The organism is Spirillospora sp. NPDC000708 (assembly GCF_040299565.1).
Taxonomy (GTDB): domain Bacteria; phylum Actinomycetota; class Actinomycetes; order Streptosporangiales; family Streptosporangiaceae; genus Spirillospora.
Window position 1 is genome coordinate 1 of sequence record NZ_JBEPCJ010000089.1, and the last position, 17735, is coordinate 17735.

At 76.4% G+C, this 17735-nt stretch carries 14 protein-coding genes; 4 read left to right on the top strand and 10 right to left on the bottom strand.

What is annotated here, in order from left to right; genetic code table 11:
* Positions 1-57 precede the first annotated feature (57 nt).
* The 3 genes from ABT299_RS41460 to ABT299_RS41470 form a co-directional block, all read right to left on the bottom strand.
* On the bottom strand, positions 58-3432 hold the full coding sequence (locus tag ABT299_RS41460; protein WP_500254104.1) for a non-ribosomal peptide synthetase: 3375 nt from the start codon (positions 3430-3432) through the stop codon (positions 58-60).
* Positions 3433-3531: 99 nt separating this feature from the next.
* The gene (locus ABT299_RS41465; RefSeq protein WP_500254105.1) at positions 3532-4560 is read right to left on the bottom strand and encodes a FecCD family ABC transporter permease; all 1029 of its coding nucleotides are present in this window, start codon (positions 4558-4560) and stop codon (positions 3532-3534) included.
* The gene (locus ABT299_RS41470) at positions 4557-5618 is read right to left on the bottom strand and encodes a FecCD family ABC transporter permease (protein ID WP_500254106.1); all 1062 of its coding nucleotides are present in this window, start codon (positions 5616-5618) and stop codon (positions 4557-4559) included. The genes ABT299_RS41465 and ABT299_RS41470 overlap by 4 nt, the downstream gene beginning before the upstream one ends.
* A 147-nt stretch (positions 5619-5765) precedes the next feature.
* Between ABT299_RS41470 and ABT299_RS41475 the strand changes: the two genes are divergently transcribed.
* The 3 genes from ABT299_RS41475 to ABT299_RS41485 are packed head-to-tail and all read left to right on the top strand — an operon-like array spanning position 5766 to position 9006.
* The gene (locus ABT299_RS41475; protein WP_387030403.1) at positions 5766-6458 is read left to right on the top strand and encodes a TetR/AcrR family transcriptional regulator; all 693 of its coding nucleotides are present in this window, start codon (positions 5766-5768) and stop codon (positions 6456-6458) included.
* Positions 6455-7372 (top strand): ABC transporter ATP-binding protein, encoded by a 918-nt coding sequence (locus ABT299_RS41480; protein WP_190854224.1) that lies wholly within the window; start codon positions 6455-6457, stop codon positions 7370-7372. Before ABT299_RS41475 ends, ABT299_RS41480 begins: the two co-directional genes overlap by 4 nt.
* On the top strand, positions 7369-9006 hold the full coding sequence (locus ABT299_RS41485; RefSeq protein WP_500254107.1) for an ABC transporter permease: 1638 nt from the start codon (positions 7369-7371) through the stop codon (positions 9004-9006). Before ABT299_RS41480 ends, ABT299_RS41485 begins: the two co-directional genes overlap by 4 nt.
* Positions 9007-9046: 40 nt before the next feature.
* On the opposite strand, the gene ABT299_RS41490 is transcribed toward ABT299_RS41485, so the two are convergent.
* The 3 genes from ABT299_RS41490 to ABT299_RS41500 all read right to left on the bottom strand — a co-directional run bounded on the left by ABT299_RS41490 (position 9047) and on the right by ABT299_RS41500 (position 11177).
* Entirely contained in the window at positions 9047-9193 is a 147-nt protein-coding gene (locus ABT299_RS41490) for a hypothetical protein (protein ID WP_190854231.1), read from the bottom strand.
* Positions 9190-10212, bottom strand: a complete 1023-nt coding sequence (locus ABT299_RS41495; RefSeq protein WP_190854235.1) for an aromatic ring-hydroxylating oxygenase subunit alpha — start codon at positions 10210-10212, stop codon at positions 9190-9192. Before ABT299_RS41495 ends, ABT299_RS41490 begins: the two co-directional genes overlap by 4 nt.
* A gap of 119 nt (positions 10213-10331) precedes the next feature.
* A complete protein-coding gene (locus ABT299_RS41500; RefSeq protein WP_500254108.1) occupies positions 10332-11177 on the bottom strand; it encodes an IclR family transcriptional regulator in 846 nt (281 codons plus the stop codon).
* Positions 11178-11239: 62 nt separating this feature from the next.
* On the opposite strand from ABT299_RS41500, the gene ABT299_RS41505 reads away from it, so the two are divergent.
* Complete coding sequence (locus ABT299_RS41505) at positions 11240-12199, top strand: PaaX family transcriptional regulator (RefSeq protein WP_500254109.1); 960 nt, start codon at positions 11240-11242, stop codon at positions 12197-12199.
* Positions 12200-12252: 53 nt separating this feature from the next.
* Here ABT299_RS41505 and ABT299_RS41510 read toward each other — a convergent pair whose 3' ends face one another.
* The 4 genes from ABT299_RS41510 to ABT299_RS41525 all read right to left on the bottom strand — a co-directional run bounded on the left by ABT299_RS41510 (position 12253) and on the right by ABT299_RS41525 (position 17715).
* Positions 12253-12873, bottom strand: a complete 621-nt coding sequence (locus ABT299_RS41510; RefSeq protein ID WP_190854241.1) for a TetR/AcrR family transcriptional regulator — start codon at positions 12871-12873, stop codon at positions 12253-12255.
* 147 nt (positions 12874-13020) lie between these two features.
* Complete coding sequence (locus tag ABT299_RS41515) at positions 13021-14778, bottom strand: sensor histidine kinase (protein WP_387030408.1); 1758 nt, start codon at positions 14776-14778, stop codon at positions 13021-13023.
* Positions 14779-15241: 463 nt separating this feature from the next.
* Positions 15242-15916 carry a response regulator transcription factor gene (locus ABT299_RS41520; RefSeq protein WP_190854247.1) on the bottom strand — a complete coding sequence of 225 codons (675 nt, stop codon included), beginning with the start codon at positions 15914-15916 and terminating at the stop codon, positions 15242-15244.
* Positions 15907-17715, bottom strand: coding sequence for a sensor histidine kinase (locus tag ABT299_RS41525; protein WP_500254110.1), 1809 nt, complete (start codon positions 17713-17715; stop codon positions 15907-15909). Before ABT299_RS41525 ends, ABT299_RS41520 begins: the two co-directional genes overlap by 10 nt.
* Between the last annotated feature and the right edge of the window lie 20 nt (positions 17716-17735).

The following is a 17735-nucleotide window of genomic DNA, read 5'->3' on the forward strand; positions in this document are numbered from 1 at the left end:
GCCGCCGTCATGGAGCGGCCCATGACGGCGGCTCGCCGCGACTGGACAGGAGCCGGGTCAGCGGGCGAGGTGGGCTTCGACCTCGTCGTCGGACATCGCGTCGACCTCCAGCCGGATGGCGGCGACGGCCTCCAGGCGGCCGGGGGCGTCCTCCAGCTCGGTGAAGCGGCGGGCGATGCGGGCGATCGTCCGCTCGGCGAACAGGACGCGGACGGGCAGGGCGGAGGTGTCCAGCGCCTCGCGCAGCCGCGCGACGACGGTCGTCGCGAGGACGGAGTCGCCGCCGAGGGCGAAGAAGTCGGCGTCCGCGCCGACGCGCTCCCTCCCCAGCACCTCGGCGGCGATCCGGGCCAGCACCCTTTCCAGGGACGTCGCGGGCTCGGCGTAGGGGGCGGCGTCCTCCCCCGCCTCGGCGGCGGCGAGCGCGGCGAGCGCCTTCCGGTCGACCTTGCCGTTCGCGGTGAGCGGCAGCTCGGCGACCGGGACGAGCACCTCCGGCACCATGTGCGGCGGCACGAGGTCGCGGGCGCGCGCCAGCACCGCGTCGGCGGGGACGCCGCCGGGGGTGACGGCGGCGCACAGCCGGTTCCCGGCGAGCAGGGCGACGGCGCGCTCCACGGCCGGGTGGTCGCGCAGCGCGGCCTCGACCTCGCCGAGCTCGATCCGGAACCCGCGGACCTTCACCTGGTGGTCGCGCCGGCCGAGGAACTCCAGCGTGCCGTCCGGGCGGTAGCGGGCGAGGTCGCCGGTCCGGTACCAGCGGACGCCGTCGCGGACGACGAACCGGTCCGCGGTGCGCTCGGGGTCGCCGGTGTAGCCGTCGGCGACGCCCGCGCCGCCGATCCACAGCTCGCCCGCGACCCAGTCGGGGCGGTCGCGGCCCAGGTCGTCGACGACCCGGCAGGCGACGCCGCCGAGCGGCACCCCGTACGGGACGGCGCGCCAGTCGGCCGGGACCTCTCCCGCGACCTCCTGCACCGTGGAGTGGATCGCGGTCTCGGTGGTGCCGCCGAGCGCGACGAACCGGGCGCCCGGCGCGCGCTCGGCGAGCAGCCCGGGCAGGTGGGTGCCGACCCAGTCGCCGCCGAGCAGCACCAGCCGCAGGGACGGGACGGGCCCCGACCGCAGCAGCATCTCCAGCACGGACGGGACGCTGTTCAGCACGGTCACCGACCACCGGGCGGCGAGCGCGTTCCAGCGGGCGGCGTCGCGCCGCTCGTCCTCGCCGGGGATCACCACGGCGCCGCCCGCCGTCCAGGGGGCGAACAGGTCGAACACCGACAGGTCGAAGTCGAGGGCGGAGACGCCGAGGGTGACGTCGCCCCGGCCGAGGGCGAAGCGCTCGACGAGGTCGCCGATGGTGTTCATCGCGGCGCCGTGCGAGACCTCGACGCCCTTCGGCTCGCCCGTGGACCCGGACGTGAACAGCACGTACGCGACCTGGTCGGGACGGACGGCGACGGGCTCGGCCAGCGGCTCGGCGGCGGGCTCGAAGCCGGGGGCGACGGACGCGGCGACGGCGGCGCCCGCGCGGATCCGCTCGCGGCGCGCGGCCGGCTGCTCGGGGCCGATCGGCACGTAGGCGGCGCCCGCGGCGAGCACGCCGAGGGCGGCGGCGGCCTGGCCGGGCCCCTTGGGAAGCTCGATCGAGACCCGGTCGCCGGGCCGGACGCCCTGGGCGACCAGGGCGGCGGCGACGCGCAGCGCCCGGTCGGCGAGTTCGGCGTAGGTGAGGGTGCCGTCGTCGCCCCAGTGCAGGGCCGGGGCGTCCGGGGTGCGGCGGGCGTGCTCGAAGAACCCCTTGGGCAGGGTCGAGGGTGGCGGAGCCCCGGTGGCGTTGAGGCGGTGCCGGACGCGGAGCTGCTCCGGCGGCGCGCCGATGCCGAGCGGCGCGTCCCAGTCGGCACCGTCCGCGCCGAGCCGGGCGATCGCGCCGGTGTAGGCGGCGAACATCGCCTCGGCGACGCCGTCGGGGAACGCGGGGCGGCGCACGTCCCAGTTCAGGAGCAGCCCGTCGGCCAGCTCGGTGACCTGCGCGTCCAGCAGCACCTGCGGGCCCTGCGAGATGATCCAGGCGGGCTCGCCGAACCGCTCGCGGACCGCGTCGCCGAACAGCTCGCCCAGGTTGAGCGCGCTGGTGTAGACGATCGGCGCGAGGACCTGCTCGCCGCGCAGCCGCGACAGGTCGCGCAGCACCTCCAGGCCGGAGTAGTCGCCGTGCGCGCCGGCGGTGTGCAGGTTCGCCTGGAGGGCGCGGGCGCGCTCGACGAACGGCAGGTCCTCGGAGAGGTCGGCCTCCAGCATGATCGAGCCGGTGAAGTCGCCGACGACGGAGTCCACGTCCGGGTGGACGGGCTCGCGGTGGAACAGCGGCAGGTTCAGCAGGAACCGCGGGGTCGCCGACCAGGCGCCGACGACCTCGGCGAACACGGCGGCGAGCGCCATCGCGGGGGTCACGGCCGCCGCGTGGGCGCGGGCGATGAGGCGGGCCTTGTCCTCCGGCGGCAGCCAGTGGTGCAGCCGCTCCACCTCGTCGCCCGGGTCCGGGACGACCGGCAGCTCGGGCGGGCCCGGCAGGTCGGCGAGCCGGTCGGCCCACCACCGGCGGTCCCGCTCGCGGGCGCCGGCGCGCGGGTCGTCGGCGAGGTAGCGGGCGTAGCCGTAGCGGATCGGGGCGAGGGCCTCGCCCTCGTAGAGCGCCGCGAGGTCGGCCAGCATGACGCGGTAGCTCATCGCGTCGGCGGCGACCATGTCGACGTCGAGGTGCAGCCGCGCGGTCCCTCCGGGGAGCAGGCTCAGGCGGGCGTCGAAGACGCGGCCGTCCTCGATCGGGAGCCGCTGCCGCGACATCTCGGCGCGGATCCGGTCCAGCTCGGGGCCGGGGTCGGCGGCGCGGCGCAGGTCGTGGACGGTCACGGCGGGCCCGGGGCGCTCGGGCAGGATCCGCTGCGTCCCGTCGTCGCCGACCGCGACGCGCAGCATCGGGTGCCGGTCGGCGAGCGCGCGCACGGCGGCCTCGAACCGGGACGGGTCGATGGCGCGGCCGTCCAGCTCGACGTACAGGTGCGCGGCGACCGAGCCGAGGGACTGGCCGGAGTCGCGGCCGATCCAGTAGGCGTGCTGCATGAGGGCCAGCGGGAACGGGCCGTCCGGCTCCCCGCCGTCGACCGGCTCGCCGCCCGCCTCGGGTCCCGGTTCCGGCGCACGGGCCTCCATCTGGCCGCGCTCGGCGAGCAGGTCCCACCAGCCGGCGAGGGTGGGCCGCTCGGCCAGCTCGGCGAACCGGACCTCGACGCCGCGGCGGCGGAGCCGGCCGGTCAGCTGCATGAGGCGGATCGAGTCCATCCCGAGCTCGATGAGATTGTCGCCGGGCCCTGCGTCCTCGCCCAGCACGTCGGTCAACGCGGCGTGCAGCTCTTCTCGGGTCAGCACGGAACTCCCCTCAACTTAGGTAAGGCTAACCTAAATTGATCGCCAGTCCGGCGTCAACGCGGGGTCCGCCGACGTCGGCGCGGGACCGGCCGGAGGCCGTCAGGCGGCGGCGCGGCGGCCCGCCGTGAGCAGCAGCCAGGCCAGGTAGGCGCCGCCGAGCACGCCGGTCACCACCCCGACCGGCATCGCCACCGGCAGGTGCAGCGAGATGAGGTCACCGCAGGCGAGCAGCGCGGCGCCGGTCAGCCCGGCGGGCAGCAGTTGCGCGCCGGGGCGGCGGGTCAGCCGGCGGGCGAGCTGCGGGGCCGCGAGCGCGACGAACGGCACCGGGCCGGCCGCCGCGGTCGCCGCCGCGACGAGGCCGACGCCCGCGACCATGAGCAGCGCGCGTGTCCGCTGGACGGGCACGCCGAGCGCGCGCGCCGCGTCGTCCCCCATCTCCCCCATCCCGAGCGGGCGGGCGAGCAGCAGCGCCATCGGGACGAGCACCGCGAGCGCGGCGGCGAGCGGCACGGCCTGCGCCCAGCCGCGCCCGTTCAGGCTCCCGGTCAGCCAGAACGCGGCCTCGTACGCCTCGCGCAGTTCGGCGCGGGTGATGAGGTAGGAGTTCGCCGCCTCCAGCATCGCGGCGGCGGCCACACCGATCAGCACCAGCCGGGCGCCGTGCACGCCGCCTCCCCGGCGGTACGCGACGGCGTACACGCCCGCCGCCGTCAGGAAGGCGCCCGCGACCGAGCTGACCGTGATCGCGACCGCGCCGCCGCCGAACACCAGGATCTGGAGCAGCGCGCCGGTCGCGGACCCGGTGGTGAAGCCGATGAGGTCGGGGCTGCCGAGCGGGTTGCGGGACATGCTCTGGAAGATCGCCCCGCTCGTGCCGAGCGCCAGCCCGGCGAGCAGCCCGGTCACGGCGCGCGGCAGCCGCAGGCTGCGGACGATGAAGCCGGTCGCCTGGTCGCCCTGCCCGGCGAGCGAGCGCACCACCTCCCCGGGCGAGACGGGGAACTCGCCGGAACCGACGACGAGCACCGCGGCGCCCGCCGCGACAAGCGCCACCAGCCCGCACACCAGCGCCGCCCGCGGCTCCCACCGGACCGAGGCCCCTCCCGCCCGCATCACCCGGCTCACAGCTCGCGCGTCCTTCCGCGGCGGACGATGACCATGAACAGCGGCGCGCCCAGGAACGCGGTGACGATCCCGGTCTGCATTTCGCCCGGCGCGGCGACGCGTCCGGCGATGTCGGCGGCGAGCAGCACGACGGGCGCGAGCAGCAGCGAGTACGGCAGCACCCAGCGCTGGTCGGGCCCGACGAGCGCGCGGACCGCGTACGGGACGGCGAGGCCGAGGAACGTGATCGGCCCGACGGCCGCGGTCGCCGACCCGCACAGCAGCACGACCGCCAGCGCGCCGAGCGCCCGCGTCCGCCCCGGATACGCGCCGAGCGCCCGGCCCGCCTCGTCGCCGAGGCCGAGGGCGTTCAGCGGGCGGGCGAGCAGCAGCGCCAGCGCCGTCCCGGCGGCGATGAACGGCAGGACCCTGGCGAGCACCGCGGCGTCCCGCCCGGCGAGGGTGCCGACCTGCCAGAACCGGAAGCCGTTGAAGGCGCGCGGGCTGAGCAGCATCAGGCCGGCGGTCAGCGCGCTGGACACGGCGTTGACGGCGGCTCCCGCGAGCACCAGCCGCGCGGGCGAGGTGCCGCCGCGCCCCCGCGCGCCGATCGCGTGGACGAGCACCGCGGCCCCGGCGGCTCCGGCGAACGCCGCCCACACGTAGACCAGGACGTCGTCGGCGCGGAACGCCCCGATGACGACGACGACCGCGAGGGCGGCGCCGCCGTTCACGCCGAGCAGGCCGGGTTCCGCCAGCGGGTTGCGGGTGAGGGCCTGCATCACCGCGCCGGCGAGGCCGAGCGCGGCGCCGACGCCGATCCCGAGCAGGGTGCGCGGGAGCCGCAGGCCGTGCACGATCAGCGCGTCCCGCGACCCGTCCGGCGAGAGCACGGCCGGCCAGACCCGGCCGAGCGGGACGTGCTCGGCGCCGACGGCCAGGCTCGCGGCGGCCGCCAGCAGCAGGAGGGCGGCGAGGACGCCGAGCCCGGCCCAGCGTCCCGCCGGATGCCGGGCGGGGGGCGCGGCGGCCTCCTTCGCCGGGGGTGTGCGGGGGGTTCTCCGCGCGAGGGACAGCACGATAAATAAGGCTAGCCTAAGCTAACTTGCCGCTTCCAGCCCCCGTCGCCTCCCGTCTCCGGAGCGCCGCACCCTCCGGCCAATACATGCGTATGGTATACATCGGTATTGGGAACTGAACGCTTGTATTGGAGGGGGGTCGGAAGCATGACGGAGACGGGCGCGGCACCGGAGGACCTGACGGCGCGCGCGCGGATCAGGGACGCCGCGCTGGAGATGTTCGCCGAGCACGGGATCAAGGGGGCCACGTTCCGGGGCATCGCCGAGGCGGCCGGAGTGTCGGTCGGGCTCGTCCAGCACCACTTCGGGTCCAAGCAGGAGCTGCGGGAGGCGTGCGACGCCTACGCGCTGGACACCATCCACCGGCTCAGCGCCGAGAAGATCGACGGCATCGGCGACCCGGGGTTCCTGGCGAAGGCGATGCGGATCGACCTGCCGGTGCGGCGCTACCTCGCCCGCGCGCTCGTCGACGGCTCCCCGGCCGCGGCGCGGGTGTTCGACGACCTGGTCGACACCACCGAGCGCTACTTCGCCGGGCCGCTGCCGCCCGGGGTCATCATGCCCACCACCTCCGACATGCACGCCTACTCCGCCGCGCTCGTCGCGATGACGATCGGGATGGAGGTCCTGCACGAGCACCTGTCACGGGCGCTGGGCGTCGACACCTTCACCCCGGAAGGCTCGCTGCGGCTGCGCCGCGCCTTCTTCGACATCTTCGACGACCGCCTGCTGAGCCGGGAGCTCGCGGCGCGCGCCCGCGCCGCGATGCGGGAGTACGAGAGCGGGAACTTCGGGCGCACCGCCCCCATCGAGGAAGACCCGGGAGAGAAGGCAGGATGACTGAGGCAGTACGGGCCGAGGGCCTGGTCAAGACGTTCGGACGGACGCGCGCGCTCGACGGGCTCGACCTGGACGTGGCGTCCGGCGAGGTGCACGGCTTCCTCGGCCCGAACGGCGCCGGGAAGTCCACCACCGTCCGCGTCCTGCTCGGGCTGATGCGCGCCGACGCCGGCACCGCGCGGCTGCTCGGCGGCGACCCGTGGCACGACGCGACCGCCCTGCACCGGCGCCTCGCCTACGTCCCCGGCGACGTCACGCTGTGGCCCAACCTGTCCGGCGGCGAGGTCATCGACCTGCTCGGGCGGCTGCGCGGCGGGCTCGACGACCGCCGCCGCGACGAGCTCCTCGACCGCTTCGAACTGGACCCGAAGAAGCGGGGGCGCGCCTACTCCAAGGGCAACCGGCAGAAGGTCGCCCTCGTCGCCGCGTTCGCGTCCGACGCGGAGCTGCTCATCCTGGACGAGCCCACCTCCGGCCTCGACCCGCTCATGGAGGAGGCGTTCCAGGAGTGCGTGCGGGAGGAGCGGCGCGCCGGCCGGACGGTCCTGCTGTCGAGCCACATCCTCAGCGAGGTGGAGGCGCTCTGCGACCGCGTCACCATCATCCGCAAGGGCCGCACCGTGGAGACCGGCACGCTCGCCGAGCTGCGCCACCTGACCCGCACGTCGATCCACGCGGAGCTCGCCGCGCCGCCCGGCGGCGTTCCGCTGCCCGGCGCGCACGACGTGCGCATCGACGGCAACACCATCTCCTTCGAGGTCGAGACGGCCGAGCTGGACGCCGCGCTCCGGCAGCTCACCGAGATCGGCGTCCGCTCCCTCACCAGCCGGCCGCCCACGCTCGAGGAGCTGTTCCTGCGGCACTACGAGAACGACCACGCCGGACGGACCCTGCAGGAAGGCGGCGTGTCATGACCACCACCACCCTGCGGCCGACGGCGCGGGCCGCCCGCGCCGAGGGCGGCCTCGCGGGCGCGGGCACGCTGCTGAAGATGTGGCTGCGCCGCGACCGCGTCATGATGCCGTCCTGGATCTACGTGCTCACCGCGCTGGTCGCCAGCACCGTGTACAGCTTCAAGAACGGGTACGACACGCCCGCGGCGCTGGAGGGCTTCGCGCGCGGCATCGACGGCAACCCGTCCATGCGGGCGCTGTACGGGCCGGTGCTGAACGACCACACGGCCGCGGGCGTCAGCGCGTGGCGCGTCGGCACGACCGGCGCCGCGCTCACCGCCGTCATGTGCGTGCTGCTCGTCGTCCGGCACACCCGCGCCGAGGAGGAGACCGGCCGGCTGGAACTGGTCGGCGCCGCCGCCGTCGGGCGCCGCGCCCCGCTGACCGCCGCGCTCGCCACCGCCGTGACGGCCGCCGCGGCCGCGGCGTCCCTGGCCGCCCTCGTCATGGTCCTCTTCGGGCTGCCGGTCGCGGGCTCGGTCGCGTTCGGGCTGTCCTGGTTCGGGGCGGGCCTGGTGTTCGCCGGGGTCGCCGCCGTCACCGCCCAGCTCGCCGAGACGTCCCGGCTGGCCAACGGGCTGGCGTTCGCCGTGCTCGCCGCCGCGTACCTGGTCCGGAGCGTGGCCGACGCCGGTTCCGCGCACTGGGCGTCCTGGCTGTCCCCGATCGGCTGGGCGCAGCGGGTGCGCCCGCACGCCGGCGAGCAGTGGGCCGTGCTGCTGCTCCCCCTGCTCGCGTCCGCGCTCCTGGTCGCGGCCGCGTACGCGCTGGCCGGGCGCCGCGACCTCGGCGCCGGGATCCTCGCCCCCTCGCCGGGCCCGGCCCGGGCCGCGGCGTCGCTGCGCGGCCCGCTCGGCCTGTCGTGGCGGCTGCAGCGCGGCTCGCTGCTCGGCTGGTCCGTCGCGTTCCTGGTGTACGGGCTCGCCATCGGGGGCGTCGCCGACGGCGTCGGCGACCTGGTCAACGGCAGCGACTCCGTCCTCGACGAGATCCGCAGGATGGGCGGGCAGGAGGACGTCGCGGACGCGTTCCTCGCCACCGCCATGGGCCTCATGGCCCTGTTCACGTCGGCCTACGCGGTGCAGAGCGTGCTCCGGATGCGGGCGGAGGAGAGCGGCGGGCGCCTCGAGCCGGTGCTCGCGACCGCCGTCGGCCGGACCCGCTGGGCCGTCGCGAGCCTCGCCGTCACCGTCGCGGGGACGGTGGTCCTCCTCGGCCTCAGCGGGCTCGCCGTCGGGCTGGTGCACGGAGCCCGCTCCCACGACCTGGGCGGCCGGCTTCCCCGGGAGCTCGGCGCCGCGCTCGTGCAGCTGCCGGCGGTGTGGGTCGTCGCCGCCGTGGCCGCGCTGATCTTCGGCCTCCTCCCCCGCGCGACGTCCGCCGGGTGGGGCGTGCTGGCGGCGTGCCTGCTGCTCGGGCAGGTCGGTCCGCTGCTGAAGCTGCCGCAGGCGGTGATGGACGTCTCGCCGTTCACGCACACGCCGAAGCTGCCCGGCGGGGGCTTCGACGTCCTGCCGGTCGCCGTCCTGACCGCCGTGGCGGTCGCCGTCACCGCGGTCGCGCTGCTCGGCTTCCGGCGCCGCGACATCGGCTGAAGCGCCGGGGGCACCGGGACGTCCCGGTGCCCCCGGTGCTTCAGGAGGCGTCGTGGTCGGGGTGGGAGAGCAGCCACGCCCAGATGTCGGCCGGGTCATCGGCGGTGCGCCGGGCGCCGCAGTGGCAGATGCCGGTGAGCCGGTCCGACCCCGGGGACCACTCCACCCGCAGGCGGCCGGCGCTCATCGCGCCGCCGTGAGCCGCTGGAGGACGCGCCGGGCGGCCAGCCCGCCGGTGTCGATGTTGATGGACAGCTCCTGGTAGCCCTCGGGCTCGGCGGCGATCACCGTCTCCAGCAGGTTCAGCGCCGCGACGTCCTGCAGGACGACGGTGCGGTTGCTGTCGTGCAGGAACCGCGAGACGCCCTCGTCGTCCAGCGCGAAGTCGCGGGCGACCCACCAGAAGTCGTGGGTGGTCGTGTCGGTCTCCGGGACGATCGCGTAGCCGACCTCCACGTGGAACGCGTGCGGGTCGTCGCCGTCCGGGCCGGGCTCCACGCCGGTCGGCGCGATCCGGCTGTGCAGCAGGTAGAAGCACGGCGGGTGGTACTCGATGTCCTGCCACCGGTCGATCCGGCCCTCGACGCCGGTCGACTCGGAGTAGAACGGCGGGCACTCGACGTCCTTCATGCGGCGGCTCACGTAGACGATCCCGGCCTCGTCGTCGACCTCCGTGGTGATCGGGGTCTGCGCGACTTCGGGCGTGCCGATGTACCCGGCGTGCAGGTAGGTCTCGTGGGACAGGTCGAGGAGGTTGTCGACGAGCAGCTCGTACCGGGCGGCGAGCGGCTCCATGCCCCGGACGGTCACGTAGTCCGGCGAGCTCAGCCAGGGGGCGCGCGGGATGGAGGCGGCGTCGCCCGTCCCGTCGCCGATCCACACCCAGACCAGCGAGTCCTGCTCGACGACCTGGTAGGCGGGGACGCGGGCGGTGCGCGGGATCCGGGTCTGCCCGGGCACGGCGACGCACGCCCCGTCGGGGGCGTAGGTGAAGCCGTGGTAGCCGCAGACGATCCGGTCGCCGTCGCGGTTGCTCGCCGACAGCGGGAAGCGCCGGTGCACGCAGCGGTCGGCGAGCGCGACGGCCTGCCCCGCCCCCGTGCGGTACATGACGAGCGGCTCGCCGCAGATCGTCCGGGCGAGCAGGCCGTCGCCGACCTCCTCGCTGTAGGCGGCGACGTACCACTGGTTGCGTGCGACGGCCATGGGCTGCTCCTCGGGGTGGGACGAAGGACCGTGGAGACGACCCTCGCCGCCGCCCGCGAGGCCGGGCCACACCGATTCCGTCCAGCGGAAGAATCCGCCCTTCCGGGAAGGGACCCCGGTCAGGTCTCGCGCATCGCCGACTCCGGCGGGCGCAGGGCGCGCGGCGCGCCGAGGGCGCGGGAGATGCCGCGGGCGCCGGCCCGCACGACGGGGACGAGCGAGCGCGCCTCCCAGCCGGACGCCGGGACGACGACCGCGACGGCCGCCACCACCCGGTCGTCCGGACCGAACACCGGCGCGCCGACGGACATCGCGAACGTCTCCACCTGCCCGTCGCTGACCGCGGCCCCCGTACGCCGGACCTCCGCCAGGACGCGGCGCAGCTCGGGACCGGTGGCGATGGTCCTCGGGGTGAAGCGGCGCAGCGGCCCGGCGATCGCGCGCTCCTGCAGGTCCCGGCCGGAGTACGCGAGCATGGCCAGGCCGACGCCGGTCGCGTGCGCCGGCCAGCGGCCGCCGACGCGGGAGAACACGTGCACGGCGTCGCGGGCGGAGATCCGCTCGATGTACACGACGTCCAGGCCGTCCAGGACGGCGAGGTGGACGTTCTCGTGGGTGGCCTCGTACAGGTCCTCCAGGAACGGCATCGCGGCCTCGCGGAGGGCCGGGCCCCGCCCGAGGGCGCCGACCTCCCACAGCCGCAGCCCGACGCGGTAGAGGCCCGCGTCGTCGCGTTCGAGCGCGCCCCAGCACGTCAGCTCGCCGACGAGCCGGTGCGCGGTGGACAGCGGCAGCCCGGCGCGGCGCGCGATCTGGGTGATGGTCAGGGCCGGGCGCTCCGGCGTGAACGCCTCGAGGATGCCGAGGACCCGGCTGGTCACGGTGGGGCGCCGCCCGGGCGCGGCGGGCCGGGACGGCGCGGCTCCGCGCGCGGCCGGCGGGGTGCCGGGTCCTTCGTCGAGCATGCGGCGGTCCTCTCAGGGCGTCGCGTCCGAAGTTAGGCGTATGCTTCACAGCGGTCAAGCATGTGCCGAACAACGAGGTCCCGGGCGCCTTCCGGGCCGCGCTGCGCGGCGGGACGACGGGAGCCGAGCGGATGGGACGAGAAGGCCGCCCGGCGGCGGACGCGCCGGGCGGCGGCGAGGCCCTGGACGCCGCCGAGGCCCTGGACGCCGCCGACGCGCCGCCGCGGCTCCGGCCCCGGTCGCTGATGCTGACCTACCTCGGGAACTACGTGCTCGGCCGCCGCGTCGCGGTGTTCTCCGGCAGCTTCATCGACGCGTTCGGCCGGCTCGGCGTCGGCGAGCACGCGGTCCGCTCGACGCTGGCCCGCATGGTCGACCGCGGGCTGCTGGCGCGGCACCGGGCGGGCCGCCGGATGCACTTCGGCCTCACCCCGCGCTCCGAGGCGATCCTGCTCGACGGCGAGGACCGGGTGTGGCGGCGCGGCGTGCTGAACACCGACTGGGACGGGACCTGGACCGTGCTGGCGTTCTCGCTGCCGGAGTCCTGGCGGCGCGTCCGGCACGACCTGCGCGCCCGGCTGGCCTGGGCGGGGTTCGGGTCGCTCGGCAACGGCACGTGGATCGCGCCGTCGGCGGTCGACGTCCCCGCGCTCGTCGCCGGGCTCGGCCTGGACGGGCGCCTCAAGGTGTTCGCCGGCCCCGCGCAGGCGCCGACCGACGTCCCGGCGATGCTCCGCGAGGCGTTCGACCTCGGTCCCCTGGCCGCCGGCCACCGCGCCTTCCTCCGCCGCTGGGACCGCACCGAGCCGCTGCCCGGCGCGCCCGACGACCTGGCCCGCTACCTGTGGATGTCGACCGAGTGGCTGGAGCTCGTCCGCGCCGACCCGCGGCTGCCGGTGGAGCACCTGCCGGACGGCTGGCCCGCCGTCCGCGGCCAGTGCGTGCTGTGGGAGCTGCGCCGCCGCTGGGAGGAGCCGGCCCGCCGCATCGCCGACGCGTCGATGGAGTGCATCGAGGTCTGACCGCCGCCGCGCCCCTGCGCCGCTCACCCCTGGGCCGCTCAGTCCTGCGCCGCTCAGCCCCGGGCCGTCATCCTCGGCACGGTCTCCTCGATCAGATGCATGATCGTCTCCTCCAGCAGCAGGTGCACCTGCGCCCGGGTGAGCCGGCCGTGCCGCAGCCACTCGCGGGTCGCGGCCTCCGCCATCCCGCTGAAACCGCGCAGCGCCGAGCGCACCTCCGGATGCTCGGCGGCGAGCCGGGACAGGCCGACCACCTCGGTGATGTGGTCGACCGCGCCCTCCCGCGCCGCGTCCACCAGCCGGGCGAGGTCGTCGTCGCCCGCGGTCCCCGCCGCCATGTCCAGCGCGACGAGCCAGGTCCCGGCGTTGCGCTCCAGCAGCTCCAGCCAGCCGGTGATGCTCTCGGTGACCCGCTCGCGGACGCTCGCCCCCGGCTCGTAGGCGGGCACCGGGACCGGCGGGATGTGCAGCATCCGCTCCACGACCGCCAGGTACAGCTCCCGCTTGGTGCCGAAGTAGTGGTTCAGGAGGCCCCGGCTGACGCCCGCCACCGCCGCGATCTCGGTGTTCGAGACCTCCTCGTACGGCCGTTCGCTGAACAGCTCCCGCGCGCACACCAGGATCTGCTCGCGCCGCTCGTCACGGTCCTTGCGCACCCGTACCCGCTCGCCCATGTCTCCCTGTCCGCGCCGTCCTCGCCCGCCGCCGCCCGGCGATCCGGGTGGCGCGGCGGCGCGTTCCAGTGTTCCAGAAGCACGGCCTCCCACGTCAGGTCCGCGGCGAGGTCGGAGCAGCCGGACCCGCCGGTGCCGACCGGCCGGTCATCGGGGCGTCGGCAGGGTGATCCGGACGGTGGTGCCCCGGCCGGGGGGACTCTCGACGTCGACGTGCCCGCGCAGCGCGCGGACCCGGTCGGTGAGGCCCGCGAGCCCGCCGCCGGGGACGGCGCCCGCGCCGCCCGCCCCGTCGTCGCGGACCTCGGCGACGACGCGGCCCGCCTCGTCGCGCACGCTCAGCCGGATCTCGTCGGCGCCCGCGTGCTTGGCCGCGTTCGCCAGCGCCTCGCAGAGGGCGAAGTACAGCGTCGACTCGATCTCCGGCGGGTACCGGCGGCCGGGCAGGTCGAGCCGGACGGGCACCGGCGCCCGGCCGGCGACGAGCCGCATCGCGGCGTCCAGCCCCGCGTCGGTGAGGATCGCCGGGTGCACGCCGCGGGCCAGGCCGTCCAGCTCCGCGGCCGCCTCCGCCAGTTCCCGGCGGCAGGCGCGCGCATGCTCGCGGGCCCGCGGGCCGACCGCCCGCTCCAGCTCCGCCAGCAGTTCCTCCAGCGCGCGCAGCCGCTGCTGGGCGCTGCGCTGCAGCTCGGCCGCGAGCCGTTCGCGCTCGGCCGCCTGGACGCGGACGAGCCGTTCCCGCGCGTCGCGCGCCCGTTCGAGGTGCGTCCGCGCCGCGGCCTGCAGCCGGACGGTCTCCAGCGCGCGGCCGCCCGCGACGAGCGCCGCCTCGACGAGCGGCTCGTGCCCGCGCAGCCGGTCGTCGGTGTCGACGGCGGCGAGCGGTTCCCCGGCGGACGTGCGGACCTCGTGCCGCCAGCGGCCCGGCGCCGGCCCGTCGCCGACCGCGGCGCCGCGCCGGGTGACGTCGACGTAGCCGCCCTCCGCCCACAGCCACAGCTCCAGGGTGGCGTCGCGCAGGACGCGGCGCAGCGCGTCCCGCACCTTCTCCACCGACACCGGGTCGGTGAGGCGCTGCATCCGCTCGGCGGCGGACAGCTCGGCCAGCCGGGCGCGCAGCGCCGCGGCGAGGAACGCCAGCGGCAGCACCGTCGCGAACACGCCCTGGACGAGGTAGACCTCCATCACGTCGTCCAGGGTCACGTCGCGGCCGATCAGCGAGCCCTGCACGGCGAGCGCCCCGGCGACGCCGACCGTGACGGCGACGGCGACCGGGACGGTGTACCGGCGGTCGAGCCGGCCGGTGCCCGGCAGCCGCAGCAGCAGGATGACCACGAGCACGCCGGCCAGCACCGCCTCCACGGTCGTGACGCCGCGGTAGGCGGAGCCGAACGCCTCCCGGTCGGGGGCGACCGACGGCCAGGCCACCGCCGCGTCGAACCCGTTCCACGCGGGCCGCGACAGCGCGCACAGCAGCGCCTGCCCGCCGAGCATGACGGCCGCCGTGACGCCGGTCCACGCCCGGGCGACGGCGCCGTCGAGCCGGCCGTCGGGGTACAGCAGCACGCCCACCCCGATCGCGACGAAGAAGACCGACTGCGCGAACACCGACACCACCGGGCCGGCGCCCGCGTTCCAGCTCGCCGTCCAGGTCACCGCCCACGCCGCCGCGCCGGCGGTGAACGCGGCGCCGGTCCGCCGGCCGAGCCTCCCGGCGGCCAGCAGCCCGCCCGCGACGGCGAACCCGCCGCAGCACGCCAGCGTGACCGCGGCGGCGGCCGGGTGGTCGCGCCAGTACGGCCAGCCCGCGGCGAGCGCCCCCGCCGCCACCGCCGCGCCCCCCGCGGCGGCGCGGCGCAGCGGAGCACCGAACCACGACGGCGCCCGCAGGCGCACCGTCCTCACAGCCAGCCGTCCCTTTCCTGTCGAGGGCCCGGGGGCCCGCGCCGGAGACCGCGCACACGGCGAGCCGGCGGACGCGGCCCCGGGGAACCACCGGGCGGGCCTCGGGTTTCCCCGGATGCGCCCGGGGCGCGCCGGCGGGACGATGGGGGCACCGGACGGCCACGGGCACGGCCCGAGGCGCGCCCCGGTGGCGTGCGGGGGCCACCACCGGCGTCACGTACCGCGACCGGACTCGTACGGAGGATTCTCCCCACAGCACCGCCGTGCGCGGAAGCCCGTTACCCGATCGATGCGCGGAACGGGCGGTGCGGGCGCGCCCTCACGCGTTCTCCGGGCCGCGCGCGGGCCCTCTCAGCGCGTCCGTCTCATCTCGTCCGTGTCAGCGCGCCCGTGTCAGCGCGTCCGTGTCAGCGCGTCCGTGTCAGCGCGCCCGTGTCAGCGCGCCCGTGTCAGCGCGCCCGTGTCACTGCGTCTCGGCGGCGCGCAGCCAGGTGAGCACCGCCAGAACCCGCTTGTTGCTGTCCTGCGGGCCGGGCGGCCCGCCCGACGAGGTGATCTTGAGCTTGGTGAAGATGGCCCGGACGTGGTCCTCCACGGTGCGGGCGGACAGGTGCAGCCGCTTGCCGATCCCCGCGTTGGAGTGCCCCTCCGCCATCAGGCCCAGGACCTCCCGCTCGCGGCCGGACAGCCGGGAGAGCTCCCGCTCCCGGTGCCGGGCCTCGACCAGCCGGCTCACCACGTCCGGGTCGATGACGACCTCGCCGCGCATCACCCGCTCCAGCGCGCCGCGCAGGTTGTCGACGTCGGTGACGTGGTCCTTCAGCAGGTAGCCGACGCGGCGCGGCTGGTCCCGGAACAGCTCCATGGCCTGCGGCGTCTCGTTGAAGGCGGACAGCACCAGCACGCCGATCCCGGCGTGGCGCCGCATCAGCTCGCGCGCCGCGACCACGCCCTCGTTGGTGTGCGTCGGCGGCATGTGCAGGTCGAGGATCGCGACGTCCGGCGGGTCCTCGGCGACGCGGGCGAGCAGTTCCTCGCCCGATCCCGCGGACACCGTCACCTCGATGCCGACCGTGGTGAGCAGGGTGACCAGCGCCTGCCGGAAGATCCCGCTGTCCTCCGCCACGGCTACTCGCATGGCAGGACCATCCTCACCGTCGTGCCCCGGGCGGGCTCGCCGTCGACTTCCACATGCCCGCGCAGCGCCCTGATCCGCCCGGCCAGCGCGTCCGGCACCGTGCCGGGCTCGCCCGGCCGCTCCCCGTCGTCGATGACCTCGGCCACCAGCCGGCGGCCGTCCGGACGCACCCGGACGGTCACGCGGGTCGCACGCGCGCAGTCGACAGCGTACGACAAAGCCTCGCAGAGCACCGAGTAAAGCGCGGACTCGATCTCGCGGGAGTAGCGCTCGGCGGTCACGTCCAGCAGCACCCGGGTGCCGAGCCGCTCGGCGACGACCTCCAGCGCCGGGCCGAGGCCGTCCTGGACGAGCAGGGCCGGCTGCACCTCGCGGGCGAGCGCGCGCAGCTCGGCCAGCGCCGCCATCAGCTCCGCGCGGCACGTGCGCGCGTGCTCCTTCACGGCCGGGTCCTCGGCGAGGGCCTCCAGGGTGCCGAGCATCGCGCCGAGCGCCAGCAGCCGCTGCTGCGCGCCGTCGTGCAGGTCGCGGGCCAGCCGCTCGCGCTCCACGGTCTCGGCGCGCAGCAGCCGCTCGTACGCCGACCGCACCTGCTCCAGGCCGGCCTGGACGTTGGACTGGAGCCGCGCCGTCTCCAGCGCCCGGCCGCCGGCCGCCAGCGCCGCCTCGACCAGCGACCCGTGGTCGCGCAGCGCCGCGCCCAGCTCCACGATCGCGAGGGGCTCGCCGGCGGCGGTCTCGACGCGGCGGCGCCACCGCCCCCCGTCTCCCGCCGGCGGATCGCCGTCCGCCGGTCCGGCGTCGCCGGCGGCCACTGCGACGGGGCGCCCCGCGGTGTCGACGTAGACCTGCTCGGCGGGCGCCCAGAACCACAGCTCCAAGGACGGGTCCTGCAGGACGTCGCGGAGGGCGTCGCGGATCCGCTCCACCGACACCGGGGCGGTCAGCCGCAGCATCCGGCCGGCGACGGCCAGTTCCGCGAGCCGGACGCGCAGCCCGGACGCCAGCAGCGCGAGCGGGATGAGGGCGGACACCGCGCCCTGGATCGCGTACACCCGCAGCAGCGCGTCCAGCGAGATGGACTCCTCCATGATCGGCCGCTGCGTCAGCGCCGCGGAGAGCCCGACGAACGCCAGGGCCAGGGTGACCGGCAGCGCCACCACCCGCCGCATCCGGCTCATCTTCGGCAGCCGCAGCAGCAGGACGACGGCGAAGGAGACGGCGAGCACGAGGTACAGCGCGGCGGAGACCTCCAGGACGGCGCGGAACGCCGCGTGGTCGGGGAACGGCGCCGGCCACCACACGTGCCGCCCGCGGAACGCCGCCCACGCGGGGCGCGAGGTGACCCACAGCGCGGTCGGGCAGCCCCACAGGACCGCGCAGGCGAACACCGTCCAGATCCGGTCGGCGCGGTACTCCAGCCGTCCGGCCGGGTACAGCAGGACGCCCACCGCGAGGGTGAGGTAGAAGTCGGCCTGGGCGTACGGCGACAGCAGCGGTCCGGGCCCGGTGTTCCAGCTCGCCAGCCAGTTCAGCGCCCAGAACAGCGACGCGGCCAGGAACAGCAGCCCGGTGCGCCGGGTGCGGGTTCCCGTCGCCAGCAGCGCGCCGACCACCGCGATCCCGCCGGTGCTGACCAGGCCGAGCGCCGCCGCGGCGGCATGGTCGCGCCAGTACGGCCATCCCGCGGCCAGCGCGAGCGCGGCCACCGCGAGGCCGGCGGCGAGGGCGCGCCTCGTCTCCGCACCGAACCACGGTGGCGACCTGCGCCTCCGCGGGGCGGATATCACCACGACCATCCTTTCCATGCTGGGACCCG

Bases quoted from the DNA above. Each gene is read 5' to 3' on its own strand.
- ABT299_RS41485 (WP_500254107.1), top strand. From the start codon at position 7,369: ATGACCACCACCACCCTGCGGCCGACGGCGCGGGCCGCCCGCGCCGAG.
- ABT299_RS41525 (WP_500254110.1), bottom strand. From the start codon at position 17,715: ATGGTCGTGGTGATATCCGCCCCGCGGAGGCGCAGGTCGCCACCGTGG.
- ABT299_RS41480 (WP_190854224.1), top strand. From the start codon at position 6,455: ATGACTGAGGCAGTACGGGCCGAGGGCCTGGTCAAGACGTTCGGACGG.
- ABT299_RS41495 (WP_190854235.1), bottom strand. From the start codon at position 10,212: ATGGCCGTCGCACGCAACCAGTGGTACGTCGCCGCCTACAGCGAGGAG.
- ABT299_RS41520 (WP_190854247.1), bottom strand. From the start codon at position 15,916: ATGCGAGTAGCCGTGGCGGAGGACAGCGGGATCTTCCGGCAGGCGCTG.
- ABT299_RS41490 (WP_190854231.1), bottom strand. From the start codon at position 9,193: ATGAGCGCCGGCCGCCTGCGGGTGGAGTGGTCCCCGGGGTCGGACCGG.
- ABT299_RS41510 (WP_190854241.1), bottom strand. From the start codon at position 12,873: ATGGGCGAGCGGGTACGGGTGCGCAAGGACCGTGACGAGCGGCGCGAG.
- ABT299_RS41475 (WP_387030403.1), top strand. From the start codon at position 5,766: ATGACGGAGACGGGCGCGGCACCGGAGGACCTGACGGCGCGCGCGCGG.
- ABT299_RS41500 (WP_500254108.1), bottom strand. From the start codon at position 11,177: ATGCTCGACGAAGGACCCGGCACCCCGCCGGCCGCGCGCGGAGCCGCG.